The sequence below is a fragment of the Treponema pectinovorum genome, assembly GCF_900497595.1.
GTDB classification, from domain to species: domain Bacteria; phylum Spirochaetota; class Spirochaetia; order Treponematales; family Treponemataceae; genus Treponema_D; species Treponema_D pectinovorum.
Window position 1 is genome coordinate 1 of the sequence record NZ_UFQO01000002.1, and the last position, 13,364, is coordinate 13,364.

A 13,364-nucleotide genomic window follows, 5' to 3' on the forward strand; every position below is an offset into this window, starting at 1 on the left:
GTACAATACTCTATAGAAAAAATTTTTTGTGTTAATCTTCCTACCATATCGTATGTACATTACTGAATCTTTAGTAATTCTAGAAGTTAGGATTTTTTTAATTTCTACAACATCAAACTCAGAATTCGGGATAGAGAAGCCGAATTTCTCTCCAAAACCCCAGATTTTCATTTTATTAATACAATTGCACAAATCACTATATTCTGTTTTATGTTTATCTCCATGGATACCTATTTCCCAGCCATTTTTTCGTAAATCCTTCAATTCTTGTATTTGTATGCAATCTTCAGAAGAGCGAAAAGAACGAAACGCATCTTCCCATGTACCATCAACATATCCAGTAGTTACAAAAATTGTCCCTCGTATATTGTATTTTTTTGTTATGGGGAAAGCATATATATAATTATCTCTTCTACCATCATCAAAAGTAAAAACAATAGTTCGCATCGTTTATCTTCCTCTAAATAAACTTTTAAATATAAAACTTCTAATGCTATTTGGCATAACTACTTGAACACAAAATCGAATAAACACATTTATAATATACTGCGGAAGAGAAATTATTTTATGGCTTAGCATCCATCCCTGTAATTTGGATTCACTTTTAAAATATTTCCAGCCTCCTCGACGCTTATACATTTCTTTCCCAACTCGCACATTCACTAAATTTTCTTGAATATTATAAAAACAACAATTATTCAAAACCATTCTACAATACAAAAAGTAATCTTCGTCGTAATGCCAATGCTGATAATTTCCAGATTTTAATACAGAATCTTTTTTGAACATAATTGTAACTTGATTCATAGGACAACGAGTTTTTAAATATTTTTTTATTTGAGAATCTGTTTCAGGAACTATTCTAACTCCTACCACATTTGTGCAATCATCAATAAATTCTTTAATATAGCCCCCAACAATATCAATGTCAGGATCGTTTTCGAAAATTTTTAATTGCTTTTCAAATCTATCAGGAACAGATATATCATCCGCATCCATTAAAGCTATTAACGGATATTTACATCGAAGAACAGCTTTAGCATGAGCTATGCCTTGCCCTTCATTAACTTCTGAGCGAATTACAATTGCGCCATATTTATCTTCAAATTCTTGAACATACTCATTGAGTTCTGGAGGAATAGGCCCATCTACTGTAATTATTATTTCCGAAGGTTTTACTGTTTGATTATAAATACTTAAAAATGCAGTTTTGAAATCTTCTGGATTATCATTTTTATAACATCCTATAGTTGCAGAAAAATTAGTATGCATTTATATATCTCCAAAGTTAATATCAACAATAAAATGTTTTTCTCGTTTTTCTATAGGAGGTATTTGCATATAGTCTCCGTATAATGATAAAAGATATTTTTCCACATTATTGTAAATAAATGCATTTTCAGTTTCAAACATGCATTCTTTAGGGGGGATAATATCCGAAAGCTCTTGAATCTCGCCAAAATAATGACATCGTCCTGATGGAACTGTTACACATCTTGTTCTTTTCTTTTTATATTTTTTTGCAACTTCATCACATTTTTCATACCATTTTTGATATGTTCTAAAACTAAATAATCTTCCAATAAAGAATCTTATTTTTAATGATTTCTTTCCTTCACTTGTAGACAAAAGCAATTTAGTTACAGGACAATTCCTACGTTTCCAAAGTTTCACACAAACTGCAACATATTGATAAAAATTATTCCAAAACCCATGAAGTAAGCGAGGAAGCTTCCCGTCAGGGATATTTTCAATAGGAAATAAATCAATTCCAATAGCAGGATTTTCATCTTCAAACTCGTAAACTGTTTTTATAACAGTTCCTCTTTTTTCTATCTTTATAAATGGAAGAGAATAATTATCCGAAACCTCAGGTCCAACCAAATTATATTTATTAGGGAAATGTTTCTCTAATGCTTTTGGAAATTTTTCGTAATCACATCTAAGCATATTTAAATCAAGGTCATCATCCCACGGTATAAAACCTTTGTGTCGGACGGCTCCTAGACAGGTTCCTCCTCCTAACATCACTGTCAAGTTTTCTTCTTCACAAGCCTTCTTTATATCTCTAAACATCTCCAAAAGTGTCATTTTCAATTTTTTAGATTCTTCTTCAGAAAGTTCACGCACGGGAAGATTTGATTTTAACAATAATCCTGTAAGATTCATTTTATCATTCCCCCAATAAGCCTTTTATACATTTCATCAAGCGAAACAACTGGATTCCAACCTAGAGACATCAATTTTTTTGAATCTAATTTAACTCTTACAGTGGGATTATACCCAAATTTTGAAGCATCCCCAGTCACATCAAAAATAACTTTACTAGCTCCTTTTGAATATGAATTGCATACAAGTGTTGCCATATCTGCAATTGAAATTGTAGTTTCATTATTTGCAATATTGTAAGCCTCTCCAACTTTTCCTTTAGATAAAACTGTTAAAATTCCAGAGACGGCATCTGTTGTATAGCAATAATTTCTAACAGTCTCTCCTTTGGTTTTTAGAATAATATCTTTATTTTCTATTATTGAACGTGCAAATTGAGCAAAAACTCTATTATCAGAGTATTCAACACCTGCACCAAAAGTTTGGCATAGTCTGCAAATTTTTACAGGAATTTTAAATTCTTTAGAATAAGATGCACAAATATTTTCCACCATTCGCTTACTTTCAGAATAACTTGAACGAACAGAAATAGGATTTATACTTCCAAAATCTTCTTCTGTAACATTTTTTATTCCTTCATAATAATCAAAAGAACCATAAACTTCCAATGAGCTCATGTAGGCGAACCCTTTTATCTTTTTTCCAATACACTGTCTTAATAAATTTCTAGTTCCGTCAACAGCCACATCTATGGTTTTTATAGGATTTTCGACAAAAGTTTTGCTATCAGTAACACTTGCCCCATGGACAATATAGTTAATATCGAGATTCGAAATATTTAAATCGAATATATCAGAATATATTGGTATAAGATTTTCGCACTCATAATTTTTGAAAATTAAATTAAATTTTTCTTTATTCCTGCAACAAGCAAAAACTTTTATTTTTCCATATTTAATCAATGCCTTTGCAATGATAGAACCAATTAAACCTGTCGCTCCTGTAATCAGAATTGAAGAGCCTTCGAAGTGTTGAAAATATTTCTTTTGCGAAACTAATTCTGTTATATCGTTATCTAATATTGAATTCATATTCTATAACCCGAATATCTGCTGATTTTCTCTTACTTCATATAAAGCTTTAAATGTATAAAAGTCTGCTGGTGTAGTAATTTTTATATTATCAAAATTACCTTCAACCGTATAAAGCTCATAACCATAAAATTGCATCAAAGAGGCAGAATCTATCATATTTAAATTTCCGTCTTTTATAGCTTTCTTATGTACTGAAAGTATATCTCTAAGATTAAAACATTGCGGCGCTTTTGCATGGAAACATTTGCTCCTATCTGTAATTGTTTTGATTTTCCCATTCTCCGTTGTAACAATAGTTTCTATAGCAGGAACAACCGTTATTGCTGAGCCATGTTCCTTTACGGACTTTATGCATTCCGAAATCAAGTCTTCATTGACAAAAGGACGAACGCCATCATGAATCAAAATAACACAGTCTTCGCCAAGCAATTCATTTATCGAACATAGTCCTTTAAAAATAGATTCTTGTCCTGTTTTTCCTCCAGGGACAACTTTCTTAACCTTATCGATTTGATATTTAGACAAAAGTTTATTCAAATACGGAATCCAATCTTCAATACAAACAACAAAAATATTGTCTATTTCTGGGTGATTTTGAAAATTCTCAAGTGTATGAATTATAAGTTCCTTTCCATAAAATTGTAAAAATTGTTTAGGTCTAGCCCGACTATTCATTCTCGTGCCAGAACCACCTGCAAATATTAGTACATTATTCATCATTAACCTCTAAGTAGGATTGCGATACACCTAGGAACTAGTTGTTTATAATTCGAAACCGAATATATTCTTTTGTAATTTTTAATTAAAAAAGTCATAACTTTAAATTTTCGTTTATTTTCCCTGTTCCTATAAAATTCTTCAGTTTCTGTCAAAATTTGCCTTATTCCTTCGCTCAGTACAGGAACCCTTTTTTTAAGTTCTTGAACAAACACTAATCTATCAGTAGGGAACCCCTTTCGATTTAAGGTATTTACAATTTGCTTAAAAAAGGAAATTTTATGATTACCAGAAGCATTGTTTGAATGAATCCTATAATTTGTTATTGGTTCAAAAGTATAATACAAACCGTTCATACAGCAAGCTACCGCGCTAAACCACGCATCATGATATTCAACTTTTTCAGGTATAGGTAAAGCATAATTGAATAGTTCCTTTTTATACATCGAAGATGTCCCTTGAAAAGGATTTCCATACAATAAAATCCTCGACAACTTCCATCCATCATCACCATCTACAAAATACCTATCTCGCTCAGAAAGTAAATCTCCTATTAAGAAATCATTTTCATCTATTATTTGTGCATTTCCAACTGATGCTGTCTTATGTTTAAGATTTTCTGCCAGAATTTTCAAATGATCTTCAATCCAAATATCATCTTGGTCACATAAGGCTATATATTCGCCAGAAGATAAAGAAATTGCCTTTTCAAAATTTTTTCTAAATCCAAGATTATTTTCATTCCTATATATTTTTATTCTTGAGTCACTCTCCTCATAGTTTTTAAGAATTTCAAATGTTCCATCGGTTGAATTATCATCGCAAATAATAAGTTCAAAATCAGAAATGCTTTGGTTCAAAATAGAATCAAGTTGTTTTTGCAAATATTTACTACCGTTATAGGTAGTCATAGCTATACTAATCATAGATTGTTTCTCCATATTTAAAAAACGTTAAAAAAAATAATAAGGCACAAAAACCTACGCTATCAATTAAGAACGGATTAGTGCAAGCTGTAACAACATAGCCTAAAAGCGATAAAATATAAAAATATTTATAAATATTCTTCTCGAAAAACATTTTTTTAATAGCTGGCTTTAACCAAATAAAAACAAAAATACTTATAGTCGATATAAGCCCATACCGCCGAATAGTCTCTAAATGTGAAAGTTCTGTAATATCAACATCTTTATATCTACCTAAACTGAAAAATGTAGAACCTTTACCCCAACCAAAAAAAGTAAAACGAATCGGATCAGAGTCAAATACTGCGCTATAAGAAGTCATGTCTCGAACTTTTATTCCTGTTGAAGCACTGTTTGAATCTGTAAAGAAAAGAATTGCAAAATATATAGCCATAAAAAGCAAAACTGTAATTAGCATAAATGCTGTAACAAATTTTTTATGTTTAATCAAATAAAAAAATACATATAAAAAAATCAATAAACATGCGCACATCATATTAGCACGTGCGCCTGAAACAAACAAAGAAAACGCAAGAATAACAATTGTAAAAGTATTTTTTTTCAAACCTTTGAGCCTACATATAAGGCTATACCCCAACGCTCCAATCATGCAAGGAGCGGTTCTATAATAGACGGTAACAAAAAATTTCCCAAGAATATTTCTATTATCAATACTACATATCATTAAATTTTTTTTTTCTAAAAGTGTATCGAAATATGTCTTTAAAGCAGCATAATAAATTTTTGAAGATATACATATAATCCAAAGCACAATTGTAATAAGTGCTATTAGTATTGCAACAAACATATATGATTTTATAATGCATGAAGCATATTTCTTTGTATTAAAGCAGGTCAAATATAAATAGCAAGATGCGATGACTGTCTCAAAAATTCCCCTTGAAAAATCTATATTACTTCCTGGTACTATTAGATTATAGGTAATAGATATTCCCCAAATTGACAATAACAATAAAGAATTACCAATATTTGAATAATCAGCATAAATAAATGAAGTACATAAAAATAAAGCAAAAAAAATTTCTCTCGTATGGAAAAAAGGCTCACGAATATTAATAGTAATAATTAATAATGAAAGAAATATTTTTGATAGCTCAAATAATCTTATTTTGTATAAACTTTTCATACAAACTTAAAATTTGTCATTTCTTAATTGATATTCATTCTTCACAAACTTCATATCGCTTTTAACCATCAGTTTAACAAGTTGTTCGAACGACGTCTTTTGAGGATTCCATCCTAATTCAGTTCTTGCTTTTGTAGGATCCCCTAACAAGGTTTCTACCTCTGCTGGTCTAAAATAACTAGGATCAACTTCAATAATGACTTCCCCTGTTTTTTTGTTATAACCTTTCTCATCAACACCTTTTCCCTTGAACTCTAATTCGATTCCAACTTCGTTAAACGCTCTTATACAGAATTCTTTAACTGAATGCTGTTCTCCTGTCGCTATAACGTAATCATCTGGTTTACTTTGTTGCAACATTAACCACATACATTCTACATAGTCTTTAGCATATCCCCAATCTCGCATTGCATTTAAATTTCCTAAATACAACTTTTTTTGCAATCCATTAGCAATTCTTGCAACAGACAAAGTAATTTTTCTAGTTACAAAATTTTCACCTCGTCTTTCAGATTCATGGTTAAACAAGATTCCGTTACAACAAAACATCCCGTAACTTTCTCTATAATTTTTCATAATCCAGAAACCATAGAGTTTCGCAACTGCGTAGGGACTTCTTGGATAAAAAGGAGTTGTTTCTTTTTGAGGAATTTCTTGAACCAATCCAAATAATTCAGATGTTGAAGCTTGATAAATTCTACATGTTTTTTCCATACCAAGAAAATGAACCGCTTCCAAAATTCTCAAAACTCCAGTTGCATCTGTATCAGCAGTATATTCGGGAACATCAAAAGACACTCGAACATGAGATTGGGCCGCTAAATTATAAATCTCTGTTGGGGTAATTTCTTTTATAAGTCTAGTCATGCTCATAGAATCAGTCATATCGCCGTAATGTAAAATCAACCTGCGTTCTGCATGGTAATCCGCAACTAATTTTTCGATATACAAATGTTCGATTCTCCCTGTATTAAAAGATGAAGATCTCCTTATAATTCCATGAACTTCATATCCTTTTGAAAGCAGTAATTCTGCTAAATAAGATCCATCCTGTCCTGTTATACCTGTAATCAATGCTACTTTTCTTTCCATAATTTAGGCTCCTAAGGTTTCTTTTATTAGTTTTATATATTCTTCTTTAAAATTATTCCAGTTTGATTCTTGAAAGGTCTCTGCTATAGACTCAAATTTTTTTTCATCAATTAAATTATAATTATCAAATACTTTTTTTAATACTTTTGCCAATTCAATTTCATCATGAGGATTAAAATATTCAACATTAGCAGGTTTCTGCTCCAGATGAACAGGAATATTTGAAAGGATTATTTTTTTCCCTATCAATTTACACTCTTCTACCGCTGTATTCCATCCCTCAAATAAAGATGGTTGAATAACTGCTGTACTATAATATTGAAGACATTTAACATCATTGTAAGGAATATTTCCTGTCATTATAAAATATTCTTGCAATTGATTTTCTTTAATGTAGTTTGTAATTATATTGAAATTCGCTAAATCTCTTGAGTCCTTTTGTAATCCCGTAGCAACAATTTTGAAATTTAAAGTTTTATATTGATCAATCAATTCCTTTAAAGATTTTAAGACAATTATATGATTTTTATGAGCCCAAAATTGATTCGTTATTAAAAAGAATTTATATTCATCCAATTTATATTTATCTAAAATATCTCTTGAATAATCATTAACTTTATTAATAGGCGGAAGTGTAAAGTGGAACACTTTTATTTTATCTTCATTTAATTTTGGGAAGCATTCTTTTAAATCTTTTTTAGAATCGTAGCTGCTAACCACAACATATTTTGAATTATCCAAAATAATTTGCCTTACAAATTTTTCTCTAACTACTGCTTTTTCTGAAAAAAGTTGGGGATATCTAAAAGACTGGAGATCTGGAATCCAGCTACAGCACGGACAAGGTGTCTTTTTGTTTAATGGGAAAAAATCGTTATGAGATACGATATCAATTTTGTATTTTTTTAAAATTCTATTTATCAATATTTCGTATTTAAAATAGTACAAAAAGAATTTTCTTACATAAGAAAGTTTTGAACCATCTGTAAATAGATTCGAATAATAACATTTTACATTTGGAAATTTTGCATCGATTATAACTTTTAACTTTGGAGAAGCCAAAATATATGGCTCAAATTCATTTGAACCATTAATTAAATCAACTAAATTTTTATAATAGTTTAAGCCACCATTCCAGCGTCCTAAATTATCTTGAAAAATAAAACCTACCCTAATCATATGTTTTTAAATTTTTACTCCACTCTACAAATTCATGTAAGTCATCTTCAAAATTACAAGTTTGCTTGTATCCCAGTTGCAAAATCTTCTTAATATCTGCTTCCCAGTTTACAGGATCGCCTGCTCTATTATTACCTTCAAAAATAATTTCTTTTTGACTGTTCAATATATTCTTTATATTATACGCAACAGTCTTTATAGAAGTTTGAATTCCATTACCTACATTATAACATCCGACATCTATACTATTATCCAAAATAAACAACTCTATGATTTTTACAACATCAACTACATTTATAAAATCTCGAGTTTCTGCACCAGTTCCAAATAAGCATACTTTTGATTCTGTCAAAAACTTATTAAGAATATCCCAAATAACCAATTTTTTTTGTCCTATTCCATATACAGAAAAAAGCCGTAAATTATAACACTTTATTCCATATATATTTGAATACATATCACAAATTTTTTCTGCCATATATTTATGATACCCATAAGGCGAAATAGGATTTATGAGAGCCGATTCTTTTATAGGAAGATTTTTTGGATTTCCGTAAACAGCGGCACTTGAAAGATTTATAAACCTTGTATTTTGTTTTGACAGCCTTATTGCCTCTAATATTTTTTCAACATTATATAAATTTGCATTAAAATCATTTAAAGGGTTTTCTAACGATAAGGACACATTTGCAGAACCACTTGCATTTATACAAATATCTATTGCATTTTTTTCAAATATCTCATTGAAATTTGGATTTATTTTATCAATTTGAAAATAATTATTTTTTTTATCTGGCAGAATATCAACTTCGTAAACCTTATGCTTAGTTCCTAGATATTGCGATAAAACAGTGCCAATAAAGCCTTTTGAACCAACTACAAGAACTTTTTGAAACGCCATTATTAAATACCTCCAAACCGATTTGTTGCTGCAATAATAGGCATGTCTGGATTACCACTATTCTCTCTTACAATTTTTACATATTCTTCCTTACTTGGTATAAGTTTTTCTCCATTAAAGTCTTCTGCTCGTACCCATTTTTTTGCTGCAAAATCGAATCTTTTAATAACCTTACAAGGATTTCCTACAGCAATAGAAAAAGGAGGAATATCTTTATTAACTAAACTTTTTGCTCCTATAATGCTTCCGCGTCCAATTTTTACATTTCCTACAACAGTTACATTGTCTCCTAACCAAACGTTATCTTCTATAATAATTTCCTTTGTTAACTCCATTTTACTATTTAAATATGAAAAAAAAGGATTAGATATATTGTGATCCTGCCCAATAAGAGAGCAATTTGGACTAGCCATAAAATAATCACCTATTTTTACAATTTTTCCAGTTGATACAAAAAAATTTCTTCCAATATAAGAATTATCACCTATAAATAGCCTTTTTATTTTGTCTTCCCTATTTCCGTTAATGTTAATATTTGCATTCATACCAATACAAACATTATTGCCCAATACAACACATTCTTTCCCAATAAATTGAGCGGTTTTATCTATATAACATCTTTGGCCTTTAATAACTTTCCTAAATTTAAAAAAATCAACAAATTCGTTTATTAACGCACGCTGTTTGTATGTAAGCATATTTTTTATGTTCAAAGTAAATCCTCTATAAAGTGTCATCGTATTTTTTATAAAAATTTTGATAATTTTCTTTAATATTTTTTACATCGCTAAAATATAACCTTGTTTGTTTCATATTCTCTGCAAAAAAATCTTTATCGTTATAAAAAACCTTCATGAGATTATCAAAAGTTTTTTCATCCCAAAATTTACACCAAGTTATGTTTTGGTATCGGTCAAGCTTGCATTTATACAAAATTGCGGGGAACAGTGCAAAAGTGTATTCTGAAAAAACAGTTGAATTACTTATTACTGCAATATCAATTCTATTTTTAAAATCATCTATGGTTGTTTCTTTGCCACAAATCTGTTCAACTTTATTCCATTCCACACCTGTATAATCATCAATTTTAGTTGCAGGATGAAGCTTTACATAAACTTTTATATTATTTGCTTTTGCGTATTTCATTACAATTTTTAACATATTCAAATCGTCAAATTTTGTGTTGAAATCAGAAAAAACAACTCCTATTATACCAAAATTGTTTATGGTCATAGAATTGGGTATTATATTTCCAATTTCTTTAGGGAAACCCATTTTATAAAAAGTTCCCTTGTACTGATTTTCTTTAGCTATATCTTGAGAATATTGCCCAAAACCCAAAAAGTATTTGCTTAATGAATATTTAAATGAAAAGCCTAATAAATTTGCATGCTGCAAAGTGCAAGTATCAATATCAAGGTGATTGCAATATTGAACAGACATACAATCTACTGGATGAACATCGCACAAAGTGGTAAAAACTCTATATTTTTTTTTGTCTATTTCTTTTTTGATAAAAGAAAAATCTGTATAAGCGTTCAACAATTCTACTGCAATGAATAAAGATTCTTCTTTTGAAAAATATTTTTTTAAACTTCTATACCATTTATAAAATTTATAAAAACAAAAAAAATTTTTCATTGAAATTGAAAAACCATGCGATATCAAGACAGAATCTTTTGCAAGATTATAAACCTTATTGAAACTTGCTCTGTGGTCTGCACGTTCCCAATATGCATTAGAAAATAAAAAGAGTTTATTTCCTTTTTTATTCATTATCCTTACTTTTTTTGTGAGCATATTAAATAAAAGTTCAATAATAAGATTCTTTTTGCTAATTTTAAGAATTTTTGATTTATCATTTAGTTTTGAATGCAGCAAAACACATAACACAGTCCCGATTTCAAAATTTTCAAGTTTATAAAATCTTTCTCCATTCAATTTTTCGATAATGGCATCTAATTCATTTTGACTCATTTTGTTTTTACTTCCTTTAAAATGTAAATAATCTGTTTTCGAAAAAACACCATCAACAAAAAAATAGCTACAACAAAAGAATACCTAAAAATAATGGAATTATACATAAAAGTAAGCAAAAAGGTTAAAACTGTATATATGGTAGATATAGCGAATATGAATTTATTACTATAAATTTTGATGTTTCCATTTTTTTTACAAATCCGCTTTGCAAAAGCATAATGAGCAAAAGCAAAACATATATAACAAAACAAGGATGTATACCCAGCAGCAACATAATCAAAAATTTGTATAAATATATAGTTCAAGCCAATATTCAAAAGAGCTCCAACTATCGATGCAACCATTATATATTTGCTTTTTTCAAAATAAAATTCGACATTTCCGAACAACGAATAAATAAAAATAAAATAAGAACAACTTACTAAAGGAGGAATAACCCTAAATGCATTTTGGTATTCAGCAGGTGCAACAAAATGCATCAACTCGGGCGCAATAGCAATAAATCCCAGACAACAAAGTGCGACTAAAATAATTATAAGGTTTGCTACCTTTGCCACATCGTTAAATTTTAATTGTTTGAATTTCTTAAAAGTGTAAGGATTCAAACTTGTACTTATGCTGCTAGTAATAATTGTAACCGTATAAGACAAACCCCAAGCCACACTATAAAAACCAGCTCTTCGTGCATCACATAGATATCCAATCATTATTCTATCAGATGAGCTTAAAATTATTGTTGATAAGTAATGTGGTATAAGTGGTAAATTGAATTTTAGTGCATATTTCCAAAAGTTTTTTTCGTATAGGCAATTACTCTTTTTTAAGAGTACAAAGAAAATTGGCAAAGAAATAAAAAATTGAACAACAACGATTGAAACTATTCTTGCGTAATAATTATCAAGCGCTGAATATTTTATCAAAAAAATACCCAAAATAGGGTTCAAAATCGCTAATAATAAAGTAATAAAAACGAGTTTTTTATATCTGAAATTAAATCTTTCACTTTGCGACCAAAATTCGATACAGGGAGAACATGCTACAAAAATGAATAACATAAAAAAAGTGTATTTATTTAATCCCAATAATTTTGCTGATATTGGATAAGTAATCCCTAACAAAGTAAAAACAATAAAGGTCGTTAAAAGTGAGAGTCCCAATAAAGAAGATGTAAATTTTTCATTGCTATCTTCAAATTTTGTTAATCCAACATTATAAACACCAGACGACAAATTTAATGTAGCAAAAATTGCAATTATTGATTCCCATGCTAAAAATAAATTGACATTACCGTATTCGGAGGGTGTCATGAGCCTTGTAAATATAGGGACTGTAAAAAAACTAATTCCTTTTTGTATGATTGCACATATAGCACACCAAAATGAAGCAATCACCGCAGGTGATAGGTTTTTATACTTTTGGAAAAATTTATTCATGTTAATTATGCATCCAATGCACTTTTCCAATATATTCAGCAATTTTTAAATCATCTTCGGTATTTATGTCGACGGCTTCAAATTTATCAACTAAATGAATATAAGGATTTCGTCCTATTCTACATTTATATCGGTCTAAAGATTCTGCTGTAATTCCATACATACCGGTGGTCTCTTCAATAACAGGAGTCATATCTTGACTCCTAGGCAAAATTCCAGGTCTATAATTTACTGGCACCCCGTTAAACCAATAAAATCCGTTATTTTTTATCGCTGTAAAACATGAATCATAATCTTCGCTATTCAATAATGCATTTGCACAAGTAACAATACTTGTTGGTTGCAAAAAAGGTGCCGTCGCAAACATTTGAAAATAATAATCATACTCTTTTTTTAGATTTCTATGATATACAAGCAAATCGTTTCCATTTGCTGTATTCTGAGCTAACTCTTCAAGGCGTTCTATAACATATAGATTCTTGCCGTTTGCATATTCGCAAATTTCCTTACTATTTGTATCTATATAAATTGCATCAAAACAGTTTGCTTCTATGACATGCTCAATAATATGTTCATAAAGTTTTTTCCCATTTAAAATACGAAAATTCTTACCAGGAACTCTCTCTGAATTCTCTTTTATAGGGATAAAACATGCAGTTTTCACTTTTTGCTCCTTCTACCGGTTATTAGCTATAACTAAGTGCCTTTAACTCCACCACACACCACAAACGACACACGCCACCTGTC

At 29.6% G+C, this 13,364-nt stretch carries 14 protein-coding genes; all 14 read right to left on the minus strand.

The window, feature by feature from the left end; translation table 11 throughout:
* Positions 1-447, minus strand: a 447-nt coding sequence (locus FXX65_RS02390) for a polysaccharide deacetylase family protein (protein WP_147614932.1), incomplete at its 3' end; no start/stop codon positions are given.
* A 3-nt stretch (positions 448-450) separates the two neighbouring features.
* On the minus strand, positions 451-1,272 hold the full coding sequence (locus FXX65_RS02395) for a glycosyltransferase (protein ID WP_147614933.1): 822 nt from the start codon (positions 1,270-1,272) through the stop codon (positions 451-453).
* Complete coding sequence (locus FXX65_RS02400; protein WP_147614934.1) at positions 1,273-2,169, minus strand: LicD family protein; 897 nt, start codon at positions 2,167-2,169, stop codon at positions 1,273-1,275.
* Entirely contained in the window at positions 2,166-3,200 is a 1,035-nt protein-coding gene (locus FXX65_RS02405) for an NAD-dependent epimerase/dehydratase family protein (protein WP_147614935.1), read from the minus strand. Before FXX65_RS02405 ends, FXX65_RS02400 begins: the two co-directional genes overlap by 4 nt.
* A 3-nt stretch (positions 3,201-3,203) precedes the next feature.
* Positions 3,204-3,920 carry an IspD/TarI family cytidylyltransferase gene (locus FXX65_RS02410; RefSeq protein ID WP_147614936.1) on the minus strand — a complete coding sequence of 239 codons (717 nt, stop codon included), beginning with the start codon at positions 3,918-3,920 and terminating at the stop codon, positions 3,204-3,206.
* 2 nt (positions 3,921-3,922) lie between these two features.
* Positions 3,923-4,846, minus strand: coding sequence for a glycosyltransferase family 2 protein (locus FXX65_RS02415; protein WP_187116197.1), 924 nt, complete (start codon positions 4,844-4,846; stop codon positions 3,923-3,925).
* Positions 4,839-6,032 (minus strand): hypothetical protein, encoded by a 1,194-nt coding sequence (locus FXX65_RS02420; RefSeq protein ID WP_147614938.1) that lies wholly within the window; start codon positions 6,030-6,032, stop codon positions 4,839-4,841. Before FXX65_RS02420 ends, FXX65_RS02415 begins: the two co-directional genes overlap by 8 nt.
* 6 nt (positions 6,033-6,038) lie before the next feature.
* Positions 6,039-7,124 (minus strand): GDP-mannose 4,6-dehydratase, encoded by a 1,086-nt coding sequence (gene gmd / locus FXX65_RS02425; protein ID WP_147614939.1) that lies wholly within the window; start codon positions 7,122-7,124, stop codon positions 6,039-6,041.
* A gap of 3 nt (positions 7,125-7,127) precedes the next feature.
* Complete coding sequence (locus FXX65_RS02430; RefSeq protein WP_147614940.1) at positions 7,128-8,303, minus strand: glycosyltransferase family 4 protein; 1,176 nt, start codon at positions 8,301-8,303, stop codon at positions 7,128-7,130.
* Positions 8,296-9,204 carry an NAD-dependent epimerase/dehydratase family protein gene (locus FXX65_RS02435; protein WP_147614941.1) on the minus strand — a complete coding sequence of 303 codons (909 nt, stop codon included), beginning with the start codon at positions 9,202-9,204 and terminating at the stop codon, positions 8,296-8,298. The genes FXX65_RS02430 and FXX65_RS02435 overlap by 8 nt, the downstream gene beginning before the upstream one ends.
* A 2-nt stretch (positions 9,205-9,206) precedes the next feature.
* A complete protein-coding gene (locus FXX65_RS02440) occupies positions 9,207-9,941 on the minus strand; it encodes an acyltransferase (RefSeq protein WP_147614942.1) in 735 nt (244 codons plus the stop codon).
* Positions 9,928-11,181 (minus strand): hypothetical protein, encoded by a 1,254-nt coding sequence (locus FXX65_RS02445; protein WP_147614943.1) that lies wholly within the window; start codon positions 11,179-11,181, stop codon positions 9,928-9,930. Before FXX65_RS02445 ends, FXX65_RS02440 begins: the two co-directional genes overlap by 14 nt.
* A complete protein-coding gene (locus FXX65_RS02450) occupies positions 11,178-12,617 on the minus strand; it encodes a lipopolysaccharide biosynthesis protein (RefSeq protein WP_147614944.1) in 1,440 nt (479 codons plus the stop codon). Before FXX65_RS02450 ends, FXX65_RS02445 begins: the two co-directional genes overlap by 4 nt.
* Before the next feature lies 1 nt (position 12,618).
* Positions 12,619-13,281, minus strand: a complete 663-nt coding sequence (locus FXX65_RS02455; protein ID WP_147613272.1) for an acylneuraminate cytidylyltransferase family protein — start codon at positions 13,279-13,281, stop codon at positions 12,619-12,621.
* Positions 13,282-13,364 lie beyond the last annotated feature (83 nt).